Raw genomic sequence first — 24,617 nt, 5'->3', positions numbered from 1 at the left:
TCCTTTTTTATCCTTTTAACAATCCGATGACGCGGACGTCGACTGCTTTCGGTGGGAATGCCAACATGTTTTCCATGTCTTGCACAATCCGTTCTTGCACTTTACCCGCTGTCTTGATGATCGACATACCATACTTGATATGAACAGCCAGGCTGACCGTAATCTCGCCTCCGACATCTTCGACCTTAACGAGTTTGACCATTTGTTTTTCTTGCAGTTTCGAATCATCTTGCGTAAATGCGATACCTTCTGTTTCCTTGACGGCAACTCCGGCGATGACCTCGATTACCTGCTGAGAAACGTTTACGACACCATCCGCGTTGTTTAAATTATATGACATACTTTCCACGCCCTTCATCTATTAATCCATCTACTTTAAAGTGTATAGCATTTAACCTTTTTTTGAAAGGTCTTCCCGCTTCTCGACAATCGGACGGATGTCAATTTCAATCAATGGGCGTAACATCCGAACAACTGCCGGGTGAACGATGATTCCGACGATTAAAATCGCAACGCCAAAAATGATCAACAAAGCGACCCAAGGTTCTGTTACAAATGCACCCGTTACATATTGTCGCCAAGCCATGACGAAGAAGACGTGTAAAAGATAAACGTAGAGACTCAGCTCCCCTGCCCGGGTCACGAGTGGAAGCCTGCGCATCGGCACAAGCATCATGAACCCGAGTGACGCCGTGATCGATAAGAAATAGATGACGCTATGCTTCAGTACCCCGACCCAGGCATCGCTATCATATTGTTCGACGTAAGGAAAACGGTGTTTAAAGGCATTTGCAAGATCGACGACTTCTTGCGGTGTATCCCGCCAGGCTTGAAACAATAAAAAACCGACGACGGAAGTAAACGCGAGTCCGCCCAGTAAGCGGACGTTCATCCGGCGTTTGAAATTTTTCGGCATCTCGAAAATCCGGATAAACTCGTGTTCCGAGAGATAGTTCCCTAATAAGAAATACGGATAGAACATGATTAACTTCCGTAATGCCAGGAATCCTGTATTCTCAAGTTCGAAGCCGTATAACAGGGCGAACGCTAAACCGAACCAGATATATCCTCTCAAGTGCACGACGTATGGTGTGACAATGTACCAGACGACCATGACGAACAAATACCAAAGCGCCCAGTACGGACGCAACAAGTGCGTCCCGATATTTTGACCGGAAAATAAGGGTAACCCTTCCCCAAAGGTTGCCCACGACCCGATTAAAATTTGCCAGACACAATAGACGGCAAATAATTGAATCACCCGTAAGTACTTGTTTTCGCGAAAGAAGTAGCCACTCAAAATGATGAACAATGGCATGTGGAACGAATAAATAATTAAATAGACCGTCTCGAGTACCTTGCCATCATAGTCGAACCGAATATCAGTCAGCATATGACCAATGACAACGAAAATGACAAGAAATCCTTTAATATTGTCGAACCATGGATTTCGATTCATGTTACACTACCCCTTATACTCCTCTGAAAGGAACGATTGTTTTATGAAAAAAGCACTATTGATTCTCTCGGTTGTCATAAACATCGTTCTCCTTGCACTACTGTTCGGACGTAAACCACTTGATTTAATCGAAGACGTCTTCCCTGCAATGAGTTCGAAACCGGTTACGACATTCCAATACACAAAAAACTCCAACTATGTCCGATTGAATAGTCTCTTCCATACTTATCAATACCCAAAATCTCCGAATGCTGTCATGTTAGGTGATTCGATGACACATTTTGGTGACTGGCGGATTTTGATGAATGATTCATCGATCGTTAATTTCGGGATTCCCGGTGATACAACGGAAGGATTTTTGACACGACTTGACCTAATTCTTGAGTTAGAACCAAAACAAGTTTTCGTGATGGGTGGTATCAATGACATCCGGCACTTCACACCCGTCTCTAAGATTACAGAGAATATGACGACGATCGTGACGACACTCCGAAAAAATAACATCGACGTCGTCATCCAGTCAACGGTCCCCGTCGCACCGAAATATTCCGACTCCGTCCGGGTCAACCGTGAAGTCGAAGCGTTGAACCGTAATTTGAAGCAGCTCGCAGAATCGGTCGATGCCGACTTCGTCGATTTACGGCCGGTCTTGACGAACGATCAAGGATACCTCCAAAATCGGATGACGTATGATGGGTTGCACCTCGTCGGTGGCGGTTACTTGCGGTGGATCGATGCCTTAAAACCGTATGCAGAAAAGATAGATGTGACGGAAAATAAATAAGCTCTACTCGGCCGACCCGAATGATGCGCTTGTCATTCGGTTGGCTTTGATTGTATTCAAAAATCTAAAAAGGACGATTCCGACAGCGGAATCGTCCTTTGAGCTTGTAAAGATTCGGTGAGGCTGATGCCTGACCAATTCTTAGTCTTCTTGATTTTTAACGCCCATGTACGCAGCAACGCTTGAAGCTGTGAACACAGCGATTGCGACGATACCAACCGCGATCCAAACGACTTGATCCACCATCTGTTTTCCTCCTTTAATGTAACCGCTCACTTTCTTTTTTTAGCGTACACGAAAATCGTCAAGAAAGAAACACATTTTCCATGTCTAATGACTGGACGTTTAGGGAAAAAGTAACTATAGTAGAAGGACAACTATAAATTGTCAGAAAATTCGATTATTTCACAAGGAGGTGATTCTGATGGCCACTCCACTCTTGAAACCGAAACTCATGATGCAACGACGAAGTACACTCAACTTTGGTTATTGGCTCGTCATCGGGCTCATTGGTTGGATGATGCTCAGCTTAGTCACAGGACTTCGCGATGTCCTGACAAGTCTTCCTTTGTATGAAACAATTCCACTGACATTTCTGATCGTCTTTGTTACCGGCGTTACTTTAAAGATGCTTCGCGATGAATGGTGGATTCGTTATCTCAATCGGCAAAAGCAATTCTATATCGGTCAAGAAACCGTCCTGACGTGGTGTTCGATCATCGACAGCATGTGGCTCGTCCGCAAACCGATGCGTCGCGAACTACGGCACCTGTACAAACATATCACACAGACGAAAATTTCTGAAGAAGCAAAAGAGACACTCGCAATGCAACTCGTTGAGCGAGGAATCTTGATTGTTTATTCTCGTCCGAAAAGTGACCATCCAGCTTAAGAAAAAAGCATTGAGAACTCAGGATTCTGCCCCTTGAGTTCTCAATGCTTTTTTATTGTGTCAATTGATTGTTTAACCAGGATGCCGCGCTTTCAATCGTCGGCATGACGAGCTGATGTCCGTGGTTTGACCATGTCACGTCGACATGCGCTCCGGCACCTTCAAATAGTGCTTTTAGTTCTTCCGTCTCACTTGCGGCACAAATCGGATCATTTGCCCCCGCTCCGATGAAGACGTTGACGCCTTCACTATTTGGCAACGGGATGCCACGACGCGGTACCATCGGATGGAGCAAAATCGCTTGTGCGAACAGCGCTTCTTCAAACATCATGTTCGCTGCGATATTCGCACCGTTCGAGTAACCGACGGGAATTAATTCCTGAACGGAAAATTGATACGTCTCACTTTTTTCTTTGATGAATGCCATCAATTCTTTTGTCCGTAAGGCTAAGTCGGCTTCGTCAAAGACGCCTTCTGCCAAGCGTTTAAAGAAACGCGGCATCCCATTTTCCGTGACTGCTCCACGAACGGAGAGATAACCGGCATCTGGATGAAGCAATTGGACGAGTCCGATTAAATCTTGTTCCGATCCACCCGTGCCATGGAGAAGCAAGAAAATCGGTGCGCCTTGTTTTTTAGGTTGTTCAAAAAGATGTATCATACGAGTCTCCCCTTCTTGACTGTGATTGGTGCGGCATGTTGCGCGATTTGCACCCGGTGCGCCTCAAATTGTTCCGGCAACTTTAAGTCTTCACCGAGTGCTTCGAATGCTTCATCAACGGCAAAACCAGGATTGTCCGTTGCGCTTTCATGACGATTACCTAGTTACTCCCTTTTATCCTTAATATAATAATAGTAACTAAATTACTAAAAGTAAACAAAAATGCTCAATTATATAAATTTTAAAAATGGAACCTTTAACCAGTTTTAACGTAAGGGTACAATGTAAAGAGAAGTGACTACTTAGTCTACCAAGGAGGTTCACATGCTAGAACTACAGAACATCACAAAACAGTTCGGCGATTTTACAGCCGTCGATGAGCTATCGTTTCAAGTTCCGGAAGGACAGATTTTCGGATTACTTGGCGCGAATGGTGCCGGAAAGACGACGACGTTCCGGATGTTGCTCGGTATCTTACAGCCGACGACAGGATCAATCACCTGGAAAGGAAAAGCCATCCCCCTCTCGCAAATCGGCTATTTACCAGAAGAACGCGGTCTTTATCCAAAGATTCGGGTGGACGAGCAATTAATCTTTTTAGCCGAGCTTCGTGGGATGCGGCGTAAAGAGGCTAAAGCATCTCTAGTGGCGTGGTTGGATTACTTTCAAATTCCTCAATATGAAAAGATGCGTGTCGAACAGCTTTCAAAAGGGAATCAGCAAAAAATCCAATTGATTTCTGCCGTCCTGCACAAGCCGGATCTGTTGATTCTCGATGAACCGTTCAGCGGACTTGACCCTGTCAACGTCGAACAACTTAAAAAAGCGGTCCGGAAACTGACGACGGACGGGACGACGATTGTCTTCTCAAGTCACCGGATGGATCATGTCGAAGAATTATGCGAACATGTCGCGATTTTAGATCACGGAAAACCTGTTGTCGCCGGTTACTTACCAGACATCAAAGCAGGCTACGGAAAAACGCGTGTTTTGTTAGCAACCGATGCCCCACCATTGTTATGGGATGCACTGCCTGGTATTTTACAGGTCGAGACGGAAGGCACCGGCTACACGCTCCAAGTCGAATCAAAAGAAGCCGCCGACGGATTACTTCGCCATTTAATTACAGAAGGGTTCCACGTCGAACGTTTCGTCTGGGATCAACTCTCCCTACAGGACATTTTCATCGAGGAGGTCGGAAAACGTTATGAACCGTAAATTTATGACCCTATATCGCTTTAGTTTATTACAAAAATTGCGGGCAAAAAGTTTTCTTATCTCAACCGCTTTAATGATTGTTTTTTTGATTGGATTTTCGAATATCGAACGAATCATTGACTGGTTTGCAGGAGACGAACCTAAAATCGCTGTTGTCAGTTCACTGGATGCGGACATCGTTCCTGTTCTAAAAGAAAGTGGGATAAAATCCGAAATCGATCAGAAAGATTATTCATTACAGGAAGCACGAGATGCCGTTAAAGACGGCATATATGAAGTGGTTGCGTTGATGACGAGCGATCCTTACGCTGTCACATTAATTAGTGAGAGTCCGGAACAATCCCTGAAAACTCAACTGTCAACGGCACTAAAACTGGTTCGTGATCAAAAAATCATTTCTGAATCAAATGTTGATCCTGCGATTCTCGCCGCATTGGCTGCTCCTATTACAACAAAACAAGAGTTAACATCCACTGGCGGAAAAAATGAGGACGAACTGTTTGCCGCTTCTGCCCTCGTGTATGTTTTGCTGTTCTTAATGTATTTTACGATTGTAATTTATGGCGGAATGATTGTAACCGAGATTGCCAATGAAAAATCATCACGTGTCATGGAGCTGTTAATCTCTGCTGCCAGTCCGATTCAACATATGCTTGCAAAAATTTTATCCATTGCAACGGTCAGCATCATTCAACTTTCTTTGCTTGTTGGCGTTGGTTACTACAGTGGACAAAAAAGCAGCTTGTTTGACCAACTATCACTCGACTCTTTAAGCATTCAAACAGTTGTCTACTTATTTGTATTCTTCTTACTCGGCTACTTCCTTTATGCAACGTTGCTCGCCGCACTCGGTTCACTCGTCAGTCGGGTCGAAGATGCACAGCAAGTAACGATACCCGTTATCATGCTGATTGTAGCCGCGTTCATGATTTCCATTTTTAGTTTAAACGCTCCAACAAATCAAGCGGTCGTCGTCTTATCATTCATTCCGTTCTTCACCCCGATGTTGATGTTCTTACGGGTCATGCTGACGGACGTCCCGATGTGGCAAATCCTTTTATCCATCGGCTTAATGGGGGTAAGCATCGCCCTTGCCCTGTTCGTCGGAACGAAATTTTATCGAGGCGGTGTGCTGTTCTATGGATCGAACCCGCTCAAGCAACTGCGACGTATTTTAAGTGGTCGTCAGTAGTGGTTTACAAGATGAGACGTTTCCGCTATCGTTAAGTGAGAAAAACTTTAGGAGGAACTACGTTATGCGGTCTCGTTTTTGGGCAGCTATTTTATTCACCGCTGCCGCCATCGTCTCGTCTCTTGTCATGTTTACGAAATTTCCACAAGCGAGCGAGACGTGGAAGCTCGTCCTTGCCTATGGTGGCATGACGTTTGTCGTCAGTCTATTTTTCTGGTCGTTCGTCGCTATCCGCATTCAATCATCCCGCCTCTTCGGAAGTTGGATGGGAATCTTCATCGCCGGCACGACGGTGTTACTCGTTTGTATCGCTCGGTTTGTGATCCGTGGAGATTTCATGATGGTCTTCAAATGGCAAGCTATGCTTGGTAGCTTGACGCTTAACTTTGGATACGTCGGATGGGTTCTCGTCATCGCGAACGCAATCATCGGCTTCATCATCGGGCGGACACGTCAAAAAAGCCGAGTCTCTCATCACCAAGTTCCACGACGATCATAAAACAAATGCCGCCTCTTCTTCAGGAAGGGGCGGCATTTTTAATAAAACGAATTCGCATTACTTTCGATGATAGCGCATTCGTTCAATCTGATTACTATACTGGGTGTAACACGTCGTTCGCTCGGTCGTCTCTCCCTCAGTCAAACGATCTAAATACTCGTCGAGTTGAATCATCGAGGGGAGTTTATCCTCGAACATCTCAAACGTCCCCCGCGCTTCTTCCCGACGAAGCTCTCCGGCCTCCATGACCGACTCGACCAGCTCGTGAAAGATTCGCTGTTCCGTCGTACTCATCGTCTGTTCAATTCGCTTCACGTCATCATCATACATCAAGTCAAACATCCGCATCCGTTCTTCGAGTTGTTCTTCGATGACGGACTCATCCTGACCCAGTGTCTGCTCGTACGCTAAACGCAATTCCTCGAGCGGTGTGCTGTCCTGCATGACGAACTTCAACGATTCCCCTGTCCAAATATGCCGCGCCAAATAACTCGAATCAATTTGTAAAACTTCTGCTAACGACTCGATGTAGGCTTTCGTCGGGTAGACCTCACTTAATTCTGTTCGTCGAATGAAATAAGGTGCGACACCCAGGTTATCTGCTAACTGATCAATCGAGATTCCGGCGCGTTCCCGCAAAATCCGAATCCGGTCCCCGTACCCTCGATATGGTGAATGATCCAGCATATGCTCCCTCCTCGCTATGCTCTTATCATACCCTTGAATCCGGTATCGGATACATCGAACTTTCGCCTGATTTTTGAAGCAGGTGTCGTGGATACTGAACCCAGAGCGGGAAGATGCTTCCGATATAACAAAACGTGACGATTCCAATCCACATCAAGGAAACACCGAACAGGGGACCCATCTTAAGACCCGCCTCGGAAATGATGGCTTGGAACAACAACCAGGCATGAAATACGGAAATCAAGTATGGAATCATCAAGACCGCTCCATATTTCACAAGTAAAAACGTTCGGACACTTTGACGATCAAAACCGAGGGCAAACAGCGTCTTCAATCGTTTTTGTTCTTGTTCAGCCGTCATCTGCATCCAGACGTGGAGGAAACTCGCGTTGATGACGAAGAGCCAGACCGTCAGTAAAATGACGACGAATGAGACGAGACGGACAATCCGAATCCCATCGAGTTCATCTTCTGTTTCATTGATTAATTGATACGGCGCCGCCGCTTCGTTCGTCATCTTCGATTTCGACTGAATGTCCCGGACGATTGACATCCAGTCATCCCAAGCCCCTGTCCCGTAATCCCGATAGGCTGGCGTTTCAAAAACACGAATCCGGGCGAGGGGTTGTGCCAGTTCGTTGAAGCGCTGATCACTGATGACAAACAGCGTTTCGATGCGATAGTTATAACCGAAAAAGAGGCGGTGTTTAGCCGGGGTTACTAATCTGTATCCAGCTTGTTCCATCGCCTGTCGCGCTTTTTCCATCGTCGGTGTCTGTTCTTTTAACTGAACGGGACGGGCTGGAATTTGAAGCGCCTCACGGTCGTTCAGCTCGCGTCGTTTCTGTCCCAGCTCGTTTAATAATTGATTGTAGTCGGATAAAGGCAACACGTAACGTGTCCCCTTCTTTTTCAGACGAACTTCCTGCTGATATTTGTCCGGGAACGTCTCTTCCATCGTCTCTTCAATCTTTTGCAAGCGTTCGGACTGCTCTTTCGACTCTTCATAATAGACGAGTCCAAAATGATTTTGTGAAGATAAGTCTAACCCGACTACTTGAAAGATGAAGACGAGCCCGACTGCCGTTAGTGCACATGACGTCAAAATCGTCCCAAGGGCAACGAGGGTGCTATTCGTCCGGAGCTGTGTCGCAATTTCAGAAAGGATGAGTTTACGTAACGATAACGTCCGGGGACGATACAATTTCATCAACGTCGGTAACACATTACGGCAGATGAAAAAGGAACCGATAAAAATGACGAGTGGAAACAACAAAACAAATCCGGTTTGTTGGACGAACGCTAATATATAGCCGTACAACAACAGAAGAATCGCCAGGACGCGCAGCGACATACGAAAGCGGCGTTTCCATGTTGAGCGTGTCCGAATGGGGCGATCCGGACGGAATCGATAGATTGCGAGTACTGTCGCCGTTAAGAGAACGAGGAGCGCCCCGGCGATGAGTACTAAAAACGACAGTGCAGAGATCTCAATATCGAGTTGTGGTAAAAACATCACTTTTTCGATTGCCAGCAACATCAGTTTCGTCAAGACGACTCCAAGCAACAACCCCGCCGAAATCGCTAGTCCGCCGACAAGGAGAACCTCAATGAGGAAGTACTTTAAAAAGTGCGAAAATCCGCTCCCGAGCGTCCGCATGACACGTAAATCATTTTTACGGTGTTCAAGCATCGTATACGTCGTCGCATAGATGAACAGGATACTGAAAAACAAAATAATCAGTTCCGCGATAAAAACAAAAATCATCGTCAGTTCGATGACTTGATTCAATTGACTTAAGACTTTTGCGACATTTTGGAACGAAGCACTCGTCACTAAGTTCCAGTAGCTCGTCGAAATCGTCATCGCGATGACAATCGTCAGGGCGTACCCATAGTACAGACGCTGATAGCGTTTAATGTTACGTAGGGCGTATTGTAGATAGTTGATGTTCGTCCCCTCCTAATAACGACAGCGACTCGATGACGCGTTGAAAGAAGACACGACGGGGTTCGTCACGAAACAACTCGGTTTGAATATTACCATCCTTCAAAAATAAGACATGGTTACAATACGAGGCGACCGTCGGGTCATGGGTGACGATGACCATCGTCATCCCGGCTGCATTTAACTCAGCAAGTAATTCCATTACATGTTTTGTCGCTTGGAAATCGAGTGCACCGGTCGGCTCGTCAGCCAACATCAAACGCGGAGCATGGATTAAAGCACGCCCAATCGCAGCGCGTTGGCGCTGTCCACCGGATACTTCATCCACCTGTTTGTCGAGTAGTTCATCGATTTGAAGCCGTTTTGCGAGATGCAGCATCTCCTCTCGCGCGAGCTTCGTCTTTTTCCCAGACAACATCAACGGAACGAGCATGTTTTCACCAAGCGTCAACGAATCGAGTAGATTGAACTCTTGAAAAATGATTCCGAGTGTCTCACGCCGAAAGCGCGTCGTTTCTTTTCGCTTGAAGGTCGATGTATCAATGCCCTCCATCAAAATCGAACCCCAGCTCGGTTGATCGAGCGTCGCCAGTAAGTTGATCAGTGTCGACTTGCCACTTCCGGACGGCCCCATCACCGCGACCATCTCGCCTTCCTCGACACGGAAATTCAAATCCGTCAGCGGTTGTTCCGTTACTTTTCCTGCATATACTTTCCCAAGCTGTTTGACTTCAATCATCCGTTCGTCCTCCTACAAGCTTCAATCGACACGTCGTCCCTTGGCCTTCCAGACTATTCAATTCAATTTCATGCCCGAGCTTCGTACAGACCTGCCAGACGAAATAAAGTCCCATTCCGGTCGACTCTCCGTAACGCCGTCCATTTTCACCCGTGAAGAAGGCGTTGAAGACACGCGGCAAGTCACGCTTCGGAATGCCGACTCCATCATCAATCAATGTCAGCACGACTTGTCCGTCGCGTTCCATCGCCCGAATCAGAACTTCTTTACCATGTCCCGTCGTGTATTTGACGGCGTTCGTCAACAGTTGAAGTAACAAAAAGCGGAACCATTTAGCATCTGTATACACGTATAAGGACGGTTCGATTTCAAGCTTCGGATAGACTTTATTTTTGACAAACAGTCGTTTTTCTTGATTGATGATGTCCATGACGAGAACACGGAGATTAAGTTGCTCCGCCTTCAAATCCGTCTCGATTGCTTCGAGGCGTGACGAATACAACATTTGATCAAGACCTGTCCGTAGTCGTTCGACTTCGTGCCGCAGATCTGTCCGGTAATCTTCACCCGGATGTTCAAGAATCAGTTCGATGACCGAGAGCGGCGTCTTCATTTGATGAATCCACTGATCGACGTACCGGTGCCGTTCTTTTTCTTTCCGCCGTTCGGCAAACAAACTGTTTCGAAAAATCGTTTGTTGCCGTTCTAAAAATTGTTCGACTGCTGCAGCGATTGGTTCCTCACTGCCGGGGCGAATCGGTTCTGCAACCGAGGTAATCGGATTTTGTAATCGTTTAAGCAGTGGCAACATACTAAAAAAGCGATAGCTTAAATAAATGATGAGCGCGATTGTATCAAGTAAGATGATATAGAAAAACGCTGCGGGTTGATAAAGATCGTATAACCATAAGACGAGAAATAAGCCGACCAGTTGAACGATGAAAAACAGCAGTCCTGGAATCGTATAACGAAAAAACAGTTTCATTTTTCAAGCACCAGGCAATACCCGACTCCCCGGACCGTCTCAAGCCCTGACACGCCGATTTCTGTCAAACGTTTACGAACACGCGTAATATTGACGTTCAATGTATTTTCATCGACGAAGGCTTCATCATCCCAAATTCGTTCGAGCAGGTCTCCCCGGCTGACAATCCGCGGGCTAGCCGTCAGTAACATTTCTAAAATCAAACCCTCTTTTTTCGATAGTTCAATCGATTGATCACCATGTTCGACGATATACCGATCTAAATACAACGTGATGCCCGCCTTCACGACGGTCCGTTCATCATTCTCACTTGATAACGTCCCGTACGCCCGCCGAATCTGACTTTTGATTTTCGCGATGACAACGGCTCCTTGGAACGGTTTAACGATGTAGTCATCCGCCCCATATTCAAGTGCCATGACTTGATCCATTTCTCCGACTCGCGCCGAAATGAACAAAATCGGGGCACGTGTTTTTAAGCGAAGCTGCCGGCACCAATAAAAGCCGTCGAACTTCGGAAGGTTCACATCAAGCAAGATGACATCCGGCTTCGTCTCTTCAAAACGTGCCGCGACATCACCAAATCCATCTTCGTGAATGACACGGAAATCATAACGTTCGAGCAACTCTTGAAGTAACTCCGCGATTTTTTGATCATCTTCCACTAATAAAATTGTTTCCATCGAATGATTCATCTCCTTCGTTATCTATCATACCGAACAAAAAAAGGACTGGAAACGATTATTCGTTTCCAGTCACCGTCGTCACATCACAATCCGCCGGTACGCTCGGACCGTCATGATGTAATACACAAGGTAGACGACCGTATAACAGCCAATCGCAAGGACTGTCGGCATGACGATGTTGTAGTTGAGTAGTTTTTGAAGGACTTGCATCGCAAAGATGCTGTGAATGAGTCCAAGGAGGTACGGTAGGGAGAAGACAAATCCGACGAGGCGACGAATGATACTCACCTGTTCGCCTTGCGCCACCCCAACCTTTTGAATGATCGCAAAACGGTGCTTTGATTCTTCTGCTTCCGCAAGCATCTTGAAGTAGATGATTGAACCTGTCGCGAGCAGGAAGACGAGTCCGAGGAACCCGGCAGCAAATGCGAGCAGCCCTGTCGTCGCCGTCGTTATCGCGTAGACCGGATAATAGGCCGCCATGTCCGTTTCCGCCTGCTTTCCGTAAAGTGCCTCGAGTTTCTTCATCAACCCGTCATCCGTCCGTTCATCTGAAAATTGATAATTCGTCAGCATCCATGCACGCTCCGGCATCATCGCGAAGGCATCGTCCGAAACGACGAACGCCAATCGTTGTTTCTCATAGAGTTGAGCGATTGGTAAATCCGTTTCACCCGTGATGCGAAAGGACGAATGGATGTCGTTTATCTTGATTCCAACGGGTGACTTGACTCGTTCCTGCAACAAGTCGTTTCCTTTGAATGTCTCGAGGACAATCGCCTCACCTTGTTGCGGCTCAGGTAAAACACGTTTTCCGTTCGCCTTCGCTAGTCTGCGGTAGTCTGAATAATTGATGTAGCTGAATTGTCCTTTTGAACCGTCCATCGCATATGTTCGGTAGTACTTCGTCAAATATAACGGATTTGGTAACTCTTTCATCTGATGGTCGACATTTTTGACGTTGACCATCGTCCGCTGTTCAATGGTTTGATTCGATTCCTTAATCAATTGCTCTGCCTCCGGTCGTTTACTCGCAACCGATAAACTGTATGGCATTTGTTGCTCGACCGTTCGATCGATGAAATAGTAAATCGATGTCGCTGTTCCGACCGTCGTCAGTGTGACTGCCGTGATGACAGTAATCGTTGATAACATGACAGCATTCGACTTGACGCGTGACAGCAATTGACCATGTAAAATCAAATTCGTTCCTTCGAAGTGACGTGCCTGCTTACTGAGAACACGCAACAAGAAAATTGTAAAGTAACTCATCGTCCCGAATGTTCCGACGATGATACAAACTATCAAGAGTGGCGCGACTACAGTAAAGTGATCGAGCAGCGGCTGCCCCGTCAGGTAATAACCGAATCCCATCAATAGAAGAGAAAGGACTGCGAGAATCGGATGGACTTTCGGAATCACTTCGACTTGTTGGTTTGCTTTGAATAGTTCAATCAAGGTGAAGCGATAAATTGTTCGTGCCGATCGCAGAGCAATCAATAAAAAAATGACCAAGAACACGGCAATCGTCTGACCCATTGCAGCGAGGCTGATCGTAAACGTCGCTTCGATATCGATTGCCATGACATGCGCAAGCAGTTGAACAAAGTATTTTGAAGCAACCGTCCCTAGAGCGGTCCCGATGATCAATCCGACCATTCCATATCCCATCGTTTCAATAAAGATCAGTTGAGCGATTTGTTTTCGCTCGAGTCCAAGTAACGCATATAAACCAAGTTCTTGTTTACGACGTCGTAAGAAAAAGTCACTCGAATACCAAATGAAAATCGTCGAGAACACGGCCAAGATGATACTCGATCCCGTAAAGACCGTCCCGAGCTTACCGTACATCTCATTTGCGTTCAGCATCGCTTCGTTCGAACGAATCCCTAAAAACGTGTAATAAATCAAAATTGCGAATGTGACGGCACCTAGATACATCATATTGTGCCGGATGTTCTTTAAATTACGAAAAGCTAATTTAGACAAACTCACGTGCTGCACCCCCGAGTTCGCGTTGGACTTCCATGATTTGTTCGAAAAATTCCTTTTGCGTCCCAAACCGATGGATTTCCCGGAACAGCTCTCCATCTTTGACAAAGACAATGCGTTCCGCGTATGACGCCGTGACAGGATCATGGGTCACCATCAAAATCGTTGCCCCTTGTTCATTCAGCGTCTCGAGGGCTTCGAGTAACCCTGTCGCTGACTTTGAATCGAGTGCTCCCGTTGGCTCATCGGCTAAGAGGAGTGATGGTTGGTGGATGATTGCACGTGCTGCTGCGACGCGTTGTTTTTGACCACCTGAAAGTTCGACCGGACGTTTCTTCAATAAATCTTCGACTCCAAGTTGCCGCGCCACTTGTTCAACACGCAACACAATCATCGCTTTCTCGACACGTGCCAGCGCAAGCGGAAAGGCAATGTTTTCTTCGACCGTCATCGTGTCGAGTAAGTTAAAGTCTTGGAAGATGAAACCCAGTCGTTCCCGACGAAACCGTGCCAACTGTTTTTCAGTCATGCTCGTGACATCTTCACCATTAATCGAAATCATACCTTCACTCGGTTGATCAATCGTCGATAAAAGATTCAACAGTGTTGATTTACCAGCTCCTGAAGGACCCATGATGCTGACAAACTCCGCTTCATGTACCGTCAATGATGTCGGTTTTAGTGCTTCATGCCGCGCCATCTTCGTTTGGTATACCTTCGTGATATTTTCTGCATTCAAAATTGCTTTCATATTCTGTTCCTCCTGAAGTCGATTCGTTACCTTCAGTCTACCGAGCAATCGTACTTCAAGGGATGGAGTTGACTTTCAATTCACTTACAAAACAGTAAGGTTTGGGTGGAGAACAAAAAACTCCCTCATCTCGTAAGATGAGGGAGTCGTGTAGACAAACTCTTATGAAGCGTGAATATGCTATATCGAGACGGATTGGGTTCTAAACCGTCTGCATGCCTTGATTTCCCTCACGGTATTACCTAAAAAGCGTCACGTTTCGTTGACTCCTACGGGGAAAAGTGCGTTTATAACGCACTTTCAGAGGCAGGCAAGACCCTGCTCGTTGGCCGCTAGGATCCAAGGAGCAACGGCTTGCGCCTCGCCCGAGGAAAGCAACGAAAAAAGACGCTTGCTCTCCCGATAGCACGTTGTCTACAGTCTGAAACTCCCTCATCTCGTAAGATGAGGGAGTTTCAGGAGAAGCGCAAAATTTCGCGCGTAATCAGATTATTTATGTGTTGCCTTGAACAATTCTGTTTCGCCTGCCACTACTGAAGTACCTTCAGCAGGAACAGCAGAAAGTGTGAATTGGTCGTGGTTCGTGACGATGATTGGTGTAACCGTCGATGGTGCATTCGCACGGATGTAATCTAAATCGAACTCAACGAGGACATCGCCCGCTTTGACTTTATCACCAGATTGAACATGTGCTGTGAAACCTTCACCTTTAAGGTTAACTGTATCTAAACCAACGTGAATTAATAGTTCGAGACCATCTTCACCTTTAAGACCGATTGCATGTTTTGTTGGGAAAATCGTTTCGACTGTTGCGTTAATCGGTGCGACCACTTTACCTTCAGTCGGTTCGATTGCGACTCCGTCTCCCATCATTTTTTGTGAGAAGACTTGATCGGGTACGTTCTCGATGCTGACGATTTTACCTGTAAGTGCAGAAGTGATTTTTGCGTTTCCTGCTTCGTTGCCACCAAACAATTTTTTAAAGAATCCCATGATACTATCCCTCTACTTTCTTGATCGTTTTTCTTCATTGAAGAAGATTCGATTTTTTTATAGGAGCGTGTTTATGAACGACTCGCTCACGTTCTCACAAAAAGCATACGTTTGTCCCTCTAGTTTTGCAAGTATTTTTGTGTGATAATAGTTAGAAATCAAAAGGAGGCGCTTACATGTTACCATTTTCAGAACTTACATATGTCCGTCCTGATCTGAATGTTTTAGAAACCACCATGCAAAACGCAATTTCTCGTTTAAAAGAAGCCACACAAGTCGAACAGGCAAACGCAGCCATCACTGAGATTAATACCCTTAGAAACCAATTCGAAACAGCGAGCCAAATCGTCGAGATTCGTCATACGATTGATACGCGCGACGCATTTTACGAAACGGAACAAGGCTTTTTTGATGAAGCAGGCCCCGTCTATCAGGGCTACGTCTCGAGTTACTATCATGTGTTGACGGCGCATGCGCTCCGTGAACAGCTCGAAACGACTTGGGGCAAACAACTCTTCCTCTTAGCAGAAGCCAGCTTAAAAACTTTTTCAGAAGCAATCATTCCGAAGCTTCAAGAAGAAAATCGTCTCTCGAGTGAATACACGAAGTTGATGTCTTCAGCAGAAATCGAATTTGATGGCAAAACGTTGAACTTGTCTCAGTTCGGTCCTTACTTGCAGTCACCTGACCGCGCGGTTCGTAAAGCGGCTTCAGAAGCACGTTACGGTTATTTAGCAGAACACGGCGAAGCGATTGATACGATTTACGACAAACTCGTCCATGTCCGGACTGAAATCGCCACGACGCTCGGATTCCCATCATTTGTCGAACTCGGTTATGCCCGGATGCTTCGCGTCGACTATAACCAGTCGATGGTCGAGGATTACCGCCAGCAAATCCTTGACACGATCGTTCCGATTGCGACGTCACTAAAAGAACGTCAACAACGCCGGATTGGTGTCGATTCACTCTACTACTACGATGAAGGATTCGCTTTCAAATCAGGAAACGCGACACCGCAAGGCGAGGAAGCTTTCATCATCGAAGGCGGAAAGAAAATGTACCGCGAGATGTCGCCTGAGACAAATGAATTCTTCGATTACATGATCGAGCGTGGTGCCCTTGATTTGACGGCGAAGCCAGGTAAAGCAGGCGGTGGGTATTGTACCTACATCGCTGACGAAAAACTGCCGTTCATCTTCTCGAACTTCAACGGGACGTCGGGAGATATCGACGTCTTGACGCATGAAGTCGGTCATGCTTTCCAAGTTTATGAGAGCCGTCACTTCACGACACCGGAGTACGGGTTCCCGACATATGAGGCATGCGAAATCCATTCGATGTCGATGGAATACTTCGCGTACCCATGGATGGAAGAATTCTTCGGTGAAGAAACATCGAAGTATAAATTCAGTCACTTGGCTGGCGGTGTTACCTTCTTACCATATGGAGTCGCAGTCGACGAGTTCCAACACGTCATCTACAGCAAACCGGAGCTCACACCGGCTGAACGTCGTCAAGCGTGGCGGACGATCGAGAAGAAATACCTCCCGCATCGCAACTACGAGGAGAATGACTACCTCGATTCAGGTGCTTGGTGGCATCAGCAAGGACATGTCTTCGGCAGCCCGTTCTATTACATTGATTACACACTCGCTCAAGTCTGCGCCTTCCAGTTCTATGCGTGGATGGAGAAGGACCGCGAAGCCGCTTGGAAATCGTACCTCGCGCTCTGTAAAGCAGGTGGATCAGAAAGTTTCCTTGCACTTGTCGAACGCGCCGGCTTGAAGTCACCTTTCGCTGACGGAACAGTCGACGAAGCGGTCGCACCAATCAAAGCCTATCTCGAACAAGCAGACGACTTAGCACTCGATCGTGTCTAACTAAAACATGCCTGGCAGCAACAGGAATCACTCGTTCGCAAGTGTGCTGTCCTCAAGCAAAAAACATAAGCCCCGTTTTCCTGTCAGTTCAATGGACAGGAAAACGGAGCTTTTTTTGTGCACGCGTAGTTTACGTTAATCCCAGCCGAAACGAACGAAGTACCCACTCTCCGCTTCGGTTGTCTCATGAAGATTTCAATGTTTCCTGATGCTGCATGAACCAAACTTCAAATTCATCTGCCGGAATCGGACGGGAATAGTAGAACCCTTGTCCATATTCACAGTCGAGCTTTCGTAAACTCTCGCTTTGTTCCAACTGTTCAATTCCCTCTGCGACTACGTCGTACTTCAACGTATGCGCAAGCTTGATGATTGTCTCGATCAATGGTGCATTCGAACATGCATCTTCCCCGCTAATGAAGGAGCGGTCGATTTTCAGACGTTGGATCGGAAGGCGACTTAAATAAGACAAAGAAGAATAGCCGGTTCCAAAATCATCGATTGCCAATTGATAACCCATTGCATGTAGCGACTCGAGGGCATCAAAGACGCGTTTATCGGAAAAGACACCAAACGATTCCGTGATTTCTAACTCCATCCGCCGTTCAATTCCCGGATGTTCATTTCTGATATCCGCCAAATAGTCGACGATGCGACCGGAAGCAAGTTCTTTCACTGATAAGTTAGCTGAAACACCAAGCATCGCAAGTGGCGTCTGCTCCCAGCGTCTAATTTGGTTGACCGTTTCCTGAACGACCCACATGCCGACTTCTTCAATCAGCATCGAGCGCTCGGCAATCGGAATGAAGACGGCCGGGCTAATCATGCCTCGTTCAGGATGGAACCAACGGAGTAACGCTTCACAGCCTTCGACCTGTCCTGTCTTTAAGTTAATTTGTGGCTGATAAAATAATTGAAGCTCATTTTTGACGATCGCTTCGCGCAACTCTGCTTCGAGAACGACCGATTCACGGTACTCTTCACTCATCCATGATTCGAACCAAACCGGCTCCCCTGCTTGATCTCGTTTCGCATGTTGCATCGCGATATCAACAGATGACAAGAGCGAGGTCACGGCAACTGCATCGTTCGGATAACGGACCATACTCATACTGATGCTGACATGGATTTCTTCACCTTCGACATAATACGGAAGTTCCATGACTCGTTTTAATTCGTGGTAATCGACGATGCCTTGCTGCGAAATCAAGACAGCAAATTCATCTCCACCGATTCGTGCCGGTGAACCTGTCCCGATGAAGTGACGGCGTAAACGGTTCGCTACTTCTTTTAGAATCAAATCACCCGCGCTATGCCCATACGCATCATTGATGCGTCTAAACTGGCGTACACTGACTGTGACGAGTTCGCCGGGCTGTAACCCTGCCAATGCTTCCGTCATCTTTTGTTCGAAACCATTTCGATTCAATAGCGTTGTCAAGACGTCATACAGTGCCAGTTGCGTAATCCGCTCTTCTCGTCTGTATTGATCCGTTTCATCGTGACACGTTAAATAAAGTGCAATCCCGTTCTCGCTTTTCGTCGGCACATAAATGATGTTGACGAACATATTCCGAATGTCCGCTTCGAAAATCATCTTACAACGAATCGTTTGACTATGCCCTTCGATTGCCCCATTTAAGGCACGACGCACCCGGTTCAAATCAGCCGGGTGAATCAGTTCTTCAATCGTCACGAACTCTGTCGTCTCGACGAGCTTCTGGAACTGGTCATTCCCATGCAATAACTTGAAGTCTGCTGCTAAGGCAATGATTGGATCTGTATTTTGTGAAAACAGGGATTCGATTTCTGCTTTTCTCTGTTTGATTTCGAGCGTTTTTTGGTCATTGTAATCCAGTAGTCCTGAGATGATTGCCGTCATCGTCCGAAAAGCATGGACGACAGGTTGAAAATCATTGCGTTCCGGCACTTGATAAAACGATTGTTGCTGTCCTTCAGCAAATACGTTTGCTTCTTCCTGTAACATGACTAAGTCTTTTCGGAAAGCACGTAACAGCGAGAGCGTCAGTAAGAGTAAAGCGAAAATGATGAAGCACGTCGCAACGAACATCAACCACGCATTTCGAATGACATCATTTCCCCGGTCCGTCATTTCCGTTTGTACGTCTGAAATTGCTCGATTAAACAAACGGTACATGCTGCCTTGATAGCGATCTGAAATACGTTCTAACGTTTCGTATTCGCGAAGTGCGGGTTCACTCAACGTCGTATCGATCACACCAAAATATGCCGCCATCTCACTTTTCATCGTATTAATATCAAGTCTCGACGCTCCGTCTTCAGCATCAATCGTTGCCGAAAGCGTTTTCGTCACCGTATCATTTCTCACTGCCAAATCTTGACGTATTTGCCGTATTCTTGATAACTCGTATGCATCCAATTGTTTGTCTTGATCTGCACTAAGCAGGCTCTGTCCTGCTTTTCCGAAATCCCGTTCCATTAAGAACAGGTTAGAAAACAAGGAATAATATTTCCCGGTATCTTGACTGAGCGATAGCTGATTAAATAAAATTTCACTTTTATAATTTGCTACGGCCGTAAAAAATCGATTGCTCGCGACATAACCGTTTTTTCGAACCTCGTCGATTTCGGTTAGTACGTCCTCTTTCAAAGAACTTGTCGTCGGCATTGTCTCTAAACGTTTGCTCAGCGCCACGAGCTCGTCATCGACCTTTTTCGACCACTCGATTCGTTCCGTCAACGAGTCATCGACCCGTGAACTCAATGATAAGTAATAATAGTATGTAAGATCGCGTTCCGCCTGATTGACTTGTTCAAATACATCCATCACGCCGCTCGCACGTTTATAACTGTAACCTTCTTCTACATTTTTTAAGAGTTGCTGCGTCGCAATTAACACGGCTAACAACCCGATAATCGAAATCATCCATGAGAACGTTTTATAGTAGGAGCGTTTCCGAAATGCTTCTACGATGAAGACTGGTGGTAAAAGTCGCAACACATCGTCCTCCCTAAATTGTCATTATGTCTATATATCGTCTAAAAGAAGCGATTCGTGAAGCGGAAAGAGGTCAATAAAAACGCTTTCGCCCGTTTATTTTCGGGACAAAAGCGTTTTTGATCCATTCTTCAATATTGGACATTCTCTCGCTCTACCTTTTTAGCGAAATAGTCGATGATGTCGCGTCGACGAATGATTCCAATGAAGTGTTTGCCGTCATCAATGACGGGCACGAAGTTTTGATCAGTGATGACCTCAATCATTTCTTCCATTTGTGCTGTGATCGAAACGGGTTTATAACGAACACGTTGTTTAATGTCTGTCAGACGTGTTTGAAGTACATGATCATAATCCGCATGTTCCAGGTTTTTTTCAAGTGCCCAAAGCACATCACCTTCCGTGAGCGTTCCTGCATATTTTCCTTTATCATCAACGAGCGGGACTGACGTGAACCGATGATGTTTCATCTTTTCAAGTGCTTGCCTGACCGTCGACTCAGGATCTAAGTATTTCACTTCATCTTTTGGCAATAAGAAAAAAGCAATATTCATTTCTAAGTTCCTCCCTAGTCACTCTGTGACATCCACTTTATTTTATCATGAACTTCCGTTCGATTCATTTCTCAAATCATGAAAATCTCACCATAATTCCTTCATATTTAACATTACCCGTCCGATAATCAGAATAGACAGATTTTATAGATTATTTAGATAGGAGAATTACATATGCGCCTTCCCATCACACGCCGTCTTTTCATCGGTCTCATTCTATTACCTGCGCTTACGTTAGGTGTCTCAACCTGGTTCTCATACAACCAGACAAGTCAAACTGTTGAAAATCTTGTCGATTCAACGTCTCAAACGGCATTAAAGCAACTCGAGCAATCCTTCTCGCGGATCATCGACGATACAAAAAAAGATACGTCTTTACTCGCCGGACTCCCGTTCACGCGGGCGAGTGGCTCACTGCCGAACTATACTGATCCAAAAGACCTTCCTGATCTGACGGACGAACCGTCTCAAAAAGCAAAAGACATTTACAGCGTCCTCGAAAAATACGGTTCATCGAAAATCGAAAATTCTTTTCTCCAATACGCTGATACGTCAGGCGGCTATTTGAACTGGCCGAAGCAAGACGTCCCTGCCGGCTATGATCCACGAAGCGACCTTTGGTATAAACAAGCACTTGAAAATTCAAGTACGGTCGCCATGAGCGAACCGTATTATGACGAAGCGACGAAACTATCCATCATCAGTTTCTCAAAAGCGACACTTGATGATCAAGCAAACATCAAGGGTGTCTTGTCCGTCTATAAAAGCATCAACCGCCTCTCAGAAGACATGAAGCGAATCGAAATCGGACAGGAAGGTTTCGTATTCAGCTATACAAAAGACGGAAAAGTCGTCACGCACCCGAATAAAAATTACTTCTTTAAAAGTCTCGACCAACTCCGTGAAGAAGGAAAGTCTTATTTCAGTGCACCGAAACAGATGATTGACCAAGAATCCGGTTCCGCCATCATGGATGTTGCAGGGAAAAAATCAGTCGTCATCTGGCAACTCTCTTCTAAAACAGGTTTCAAGCTAGCAGTCGTACTAGATTATGCGTCTCTGTATGCTCCTAAAGATGCCATGCTCGAACAGTCGCTCATCAACTTTGTCGTCGCGATTGCGCTAGCGACATTGATTGCCTGGTTAATTGGACGCTCAATCAACCGTCCCCTCTCGACACTTCGGACGGAAGCCCTCGCGATCGCAAGCGGTGATTTACGGACGACAAAACGTCCAAAACGCTTTATTCGCGATGAACTTTCTGACCTCAATGAGAATTTCGATGCGATGCGTCAAAAGTTGCGTCAAACGATTACGGCCATGACACAATCAGCCGGAACCGTTCGTGATGCGTCACAGGACTTATCAGCAAATGCGACCCACGTCCAAAATGCGTCACAACAAATCGGTCAAACGATGGAAGAAATTGCAGCCGCCGGTGAAACGCAAACGAAACAGGCGGAACGATCTTCGCATGCCGTTTACGGTGTCAAGGAACGCTCGGTCGCGATGCAACAAGCGGCTGCTACGACGTTGTCTGAAGTCGCATCCGTCGCCGATGCCGCAACACGCGGTAGCTCACTGACGAAACAAACGATTACCGACTTACTACAACACTCCGATTCACTCGAACAGGAAATTCAGAACACATCCGAATTCCTCGGTAAACGTTCAGGCGAAATCGGAAAGATTCTCGGGACGCTTCAAGCAATTTCAAGCCAGACGAATCTCCTGGCTTTGAATGCCGCCATCGAAGCGGCGCGTGTCGGTGAACAAGGTCGAGGTTTTGCCGTCGTCGCAAGTGAAGTCCGGAAGCTTGCAGAGGAAAGCGATCATTCTGCAAAACAAATTAAACAGCTCCTCGATAATATTCAAAAAGAGACGCACACCGCGATGAGTGCGATGAACCATGTCATGGATGACTTGAAAATTTCCCTTGAGTCCGTCAAAACGACAGGCATCGACTTCGAACAGATCGCCGGTTCCGTCCATCATGTCTCACAACGGACTGAATCACTAACCGGTGATATCAGCGCTCTGACGACTGCGACAGAAGAAGTGTCTGACGCGATGGGAACGATTCTCGCGTTGACAGAAGAGAACGCAGCCGGTATCGAAACGAGTGCCGCAAGTATCCAGGAAACGAATGCGACAATCGAAGCCGTCACGACGGCAGCGACGCACTTGGCTCATATCGCAAGTGAACTTCATCAATTGACGTTCGACTTCCAATTAGACGATACACTGCCACCTGAAGAAAGAACCGAAGCTGACGAACTGCCTCATGCCGATGCGTCTGATGAAGTTGCGGACGAAGCAGCCGTGACCGAATTGGAACAGACAAGCGATAGCGACTTGTTTGAACTCGATGCTGAAGAAGTGCTCGATGATTCGACTAATCAGCAGGAATCAGACAATCGTTGATAAGCCTTATTAAAAAAGGAACCTGCCACGCGCAGGTTCCTTCTTTTCGTTCCTCCCTATACAATTTCTTGTACACCCCTTAGACTAGACTTAATGATTTCTACCGAGAGGAGTAGACCCATGAAGCCGCTACAAACAGACGATTTAATCCAGATTGCTGAAAGTATTTATGGGACGACCGGTTTTTTTGTATCGTACCAATCACATGAAAACGATTCACTTCATGTACGACCAACCGCGCCTGTCCATCCCGATCAATTGACGCTTGAAGCCGAGTGGCCGACTGCTGAATCGGTCCCACTCCTCTACACGCTAAAAGATGGAACGGCGTATTTATTCATTGCCGTCGCAGATCAAGGGCAATACCGAATTGGTCCCGTCCTGTTACAATCCGCCTTGTTTCGCGCGCATATTCAGGATGAGTCTTATCACCAATTTTATAAATCGTTACCTCGGACGACTGAAAATCGATTAATCGACTGCGCTCACCTCGTCTATCGGTTATTGAACGGACGACAGCTCCCGTCCCGCGCAATCCGGACGGAGTCTGAAATCGTCGAAGAAGAAATCCCGCTCGTCGCAGACGTACCTGCCCATACAGGAACGACAGCCTACCGCAAAGCTTGGCAACGCGAACAGCAAATCATCGACTGGATTTCCTCCGGTCAAAGCGAGCGATTGGCGACGACTTATTCCTTACCTGCCTATGGTGAATTCGGCTCGCTCGCACGCCATCAACCACTTCGGGCAGAAAAGAATCTCCTACTTGGAACGGTCCTGCTCAGCGCACGTGCTGCCATTATCGGTGGACTTGAACCGGACGAAGCCTTCTCACTCAGCGACCGGATGATTGATTCGATTGAAGCAGCAAACAGTATCTCTGAACTTCGTAATCGTCACGTCCGGATTACTGTCAGTTTTGCAGAAGCCGTCAAGCAAATCCAAGAGTTACGACACTCGCCACACGTCTTAGCTGCCATCCGTTACATTCAACAGCATCTTTACGATCCGTTGTCCGTCTCTTCAATCAGTCATGCGATTCACGTCTCCTCCAATTACCTATCCGTCCTGTTCAAGGACGAAACTGGTCTACCGCTTGCCCGGTATGTCATCCGGGAGCGAATCCGGGAGGCGAAACGCTTGCTCCGTTCATCTGATGATTCGTTGCTGACGATATCAAACAAACTGCATTTTTCGAGCCAAAGTCACTTCAGTCAAGCGTTTAAACAGACGACTGGTGAGACACCCACCCATTATCGACAACGGCACTACCTGTAAAACGCAGCTGAC

General features: G+C 46.4%; 21 protein-coding genes. 8 read left to right on the top strand and 13 right to left on the bottom strand.

Going from position 1 to position 24,617, the window contains the following annotated elements; genetic code table 11:
- Positions 1–7: 7 nt before the first annotated feature.
- Positions 8–340: an Asp23/Gls24 family envelope stress response protein gene (locus tag KNP98_RS00770; RefSeq protein ID WP_235195173.1), complete on the bottom strand. Its 333-nt coding sequence runs from the start codon at positions 338–340 to the stop codon at positions 8–10.
- Between the two features lie 51 nt (positions 341–391).
- Entirely contained in the window at positions 392–1,459 is a 1,068-nt protein-coding gene (locus tag KNP98_RS00765) for an acyltransferase family protein (protein WP_088837812.1), read from the bottom strand.
- 43 nt (positions 1,460–1,502) lie between these two features.
- On the opposite strand from KNP98_RS00765, the gene KNP98_RS00760 reads away from it, so the two are divergent.
- On the top strand, positions 1,503–2,243 hold the full coding sequence (locus tag KNP98_RS00760; protein ID WP_214810548.1) for an SGNH/GDSL hydrolase family protein: 741 nt from the start codon (positions 1,503–1,505) through the stop codon (positions 2,241–2,243).
- A 424-nt stretch (positions 2,244–2,667) separates the two neighbouring features.
- A complete protein-coding gene (locus KNP98_RS00755) occupies positions 2,668–3,135 on the top strand; it encodes a hypothetical protein (RefSeq protein ID WP_088837814.1) in 468 nt (155 codons plus the stop codon).
- Between the two features lie 52 nt (positions 3,136–3,187).
- Here KNP98_RS00755 and KNP98_RS00750 read toward each other — a convergent pair whose 3' ends face one another.
- Entirely contained in the window at positions 3,188–3,796 is a 609-nt protein-coding gene (locus tag KNP98_RS00750) for an alpha/beta hydrolase (RefSeq protein ID WP_088837815.1), read from the bottom strand.
- A gap of 324 nt (positions 3,797–4,120) precedes the next feature.
- Here KNP98_RS00750 and KNP98_RS00745 point away from each other — a divergent pair, with 324 nt between their 5' ends.
- From KNP98_RS00745 to KNP98_RS00735, 3 genes are all read left to right on the top strand, one after another.
- Entirely contained in the window at positions 4,121–5,014 is an 894-nt protein-coding gene (locus KNP98_RS00745) for an ABC transporter ATP-binding protein (protein WP_088837816.1), read from the top strand.
- The gene (locus KNP98_RS00740; protein WP_214810546.1) at positions 5,004–6,206 is read left to right on the top strand and encodes an ABC transporter permease; all 1,203 of its coding nucleotides are present in this window, start codon (positions 5,004–5,006) and stop codon (positions 6,204–6,206) included. The genes KNP98_RS00745 and KNP98_RS00740 overlap by 11 nt, the downstream gene beginning before the upstream one ends.
- A gap of 64 nt (positions 6,207–6,270) precedes the next feature.
- On the top strand, positions 6,271–6,705 hold the full coding sequence (locus KNP98_RS00735; RefSeq protein WP_088837818.1) for a hypothetical protein: 435 nt from the start codon (positions 6,271–6,273) through the stop codon (positions 6,703–6,705).
- A gap of 57 nt (positions 6,706–6,762) precedes the next feature.
- On the opposite strand, the gene KNP98_RS00730 is transcribed toward KNP98_RS00735, so the two are convergent.
- The 8 genes from KNP98_RS00730 to KNP98_RS00695 all read right to left on the bottom strand — a co-directional run bounded on the left by KNP98_RS00730 (position 6,763) and on the right by KNP98_RS00695 (position 15,486).
- Positions 6,763–7,392, bottom strand: a complete 630-nt coding sequence (locus KNP98_RS00730; RefSeq protein ID WP_214804284.1) for a helix-turn-helix domain-containing protein — start codon at positions 7,390–7,392, stop codon at positions 6,763–6,765.
- A 25-nt stretch (positions 7,393–7,417) separates the two neighbouring features.
- A complete protein-coding gene (locus KNP98_RS00725; RefSeq protein WP_251135122.1) occupies positions 7,418–9,259 on the bottom strand; it encodes an FtsX-like permease family protein in 1,842 nt (613 codons plus the stop codon).
- A 55-nt stretch (positions 9,260–9,314) separates the two neighbouring features.
- Complete coding sequence (locus KNP98_RS00720) at positions 9,315–10,079, bottom strand: ABC transporter ATP-binding protein (protein ID WP_088837820.1); 765 nt, start codon at positions 10,077–10,079, stop codon at positions 9,315–9,317.
- Entirely contained in the window at positions 10,072–11,064 is a 993-nt protein-coding gene (locus tag KNP98_RS00715) for a sensor histidine kinase (protein WP_214807171.1), read from the bottom strand. The genes KNP98_RS00720 and KNP98_RS00715 overlap by 8 nt, the downstream gene beginning before the upstream one ends.
- Complete coding sequence (locus KNP98_RS00710) at positions 11,061–11,747, bottom strand: response regulator transcription factor (protein ID WP_214767123.1); 687 nt, start codon at positions 11,745–11,747, stop codon at positions 11,061–11,063. The genes KNP98_RS00715 and KNP98_RS00710 overlap by 4 nt, the downstream gene beginning before the upstream one ends.
- A gap of 81 nt (positions 11,748–11,828) precedes the next feature.
- Complete coding sequence (locus KNP98_RS00705; protein WP_214810545.1) at positions 11,829–13,745, bottom strand: ABC transporter permease; 1,917 nt, start codon at positions 13,743–13,745, stop codon at positions 11,829–11,831.
- Complete coding sequence (locus KNP98_RS00700) at positions 13,732–14,493, bottom strand: ABC transporter ATP-binding protein (RefSeq protein ID WP_214804281.1); 762 nt, start codon at positions 14,491–14,493, stop codon at positions 13,732–13,734. The genes KNP98_RS00705 and KNP98_RS00700 overlap by 14 nt, the downstream gene beginning before the upstream one ends.
- 489 nt (positions 14,494–14,982) lie before the next feature.
- The gene (locus KNP98_RS00695) at positions 14,983–15,486 is read right to left on the bottom strand and encodes a PTS sugar transporter subunit IIA (RefSeq protein ID WP_088837825.1); all 504 of its coding nucleotides are present in this window, start codon (positions 15,484–15,486) and stop codon (positions 14,983–14,985) included.
- A gap of 176 nt (positions 15,487–15,662) precedes the next feature.
- On the opposite strand from KNP98_RS00695, the gene KNP98_RS00690 reads away from it, so the two are divergent.
- Positions 15,663–17,369, top strand: a complete 1,707-nt coding sequence (locus KNP98_RS00690) for a M3 family oligoendopeptidase (RefSeq protein WP_214767117.1) — start codon at positions 15,663–15,665, stop codon at positions 17,367–17,369.
- 184 nt (positions 17,370–17,553) lie between these two features.
- Here KNP98_RS00690 and KNP98_RS00685 read toward each other — a convergent pair whose 3' ends face one another.
- Positions 17,554–20,352 carry a putative bifunctional diguanylate cyclase/phosphodiesterase gene (locus KNP98_RS00685; protein WP_214767115.1) on the bottom strand — a complete coding sequence of 933 codons (2,799 nt, stop codon included), beginning with the start codon at positions 20,350–20,352 and terminating at the stop codon, positions 17,554–17,556.
- Positions 20,353–20,480: 128 nt separating this feature from the next.
- Positions 20,481–20,903 (bottom strand): CBS domain-containing protein, encoded by a 423-nt coding sequence (locus KNP98_RS00680; RefSeq protein ID WP_029331512.1) that lies wholly within the window; start codon positions 20,901–20,903, stop codon positions 20,481–20,483.
- Positions 20,904–21,077: 174 nt separating this feature from the next.
- Between KNP98_RS00680 and KNP98_RS00675 the strand changes: the two genes are divergently transcribed.
- Both KNP98_RS00675 and KNP98_RS00670 read left to right on the top strand, forming a co-directional pair.
- A complete protein-coding gene (locus KNP98_RS00675) occupies positions 21,078–23,327 on the top strand; it encodes a methyl-accepting chemotaxis protein (RefSeq protein ID WP_214810544.1) in 2,250 nt (749 codons plus the stop codon).
- Positions 23,328–23,447: 120 nt separating this feature from the next.
- Complete coding sequence (locus KNP98_RS00670) at positions 23,448–24,605, top strand: helix-turn-helix domain-containing protein (RefSeq protein WP_214768883.1); 1,158 nt, start codon at positions 23,448–23,450, stop codon at positions 24,603–24,605.
- Positions 24,606–24,617 lie beyond the last annotated feature (12 nt).

The sequence above is a fragment of the Exiguobacterium sp. s127 genome (assembly GCF_018618695.1).
In the GTDB taxonomy this organism is placed as follows: domain Bacteria; phylum Bacillota; class Bacilli; order Exiguobacteriales; family Exiguobacteriaceae; genus Exiguobacterium_A; species Exiguobacterium_A oxidotolerans.
Note: the sequence above shows the minus strand (reverse complement) of the source record. Positions and strands in the feature narration are given on the sequence as shown.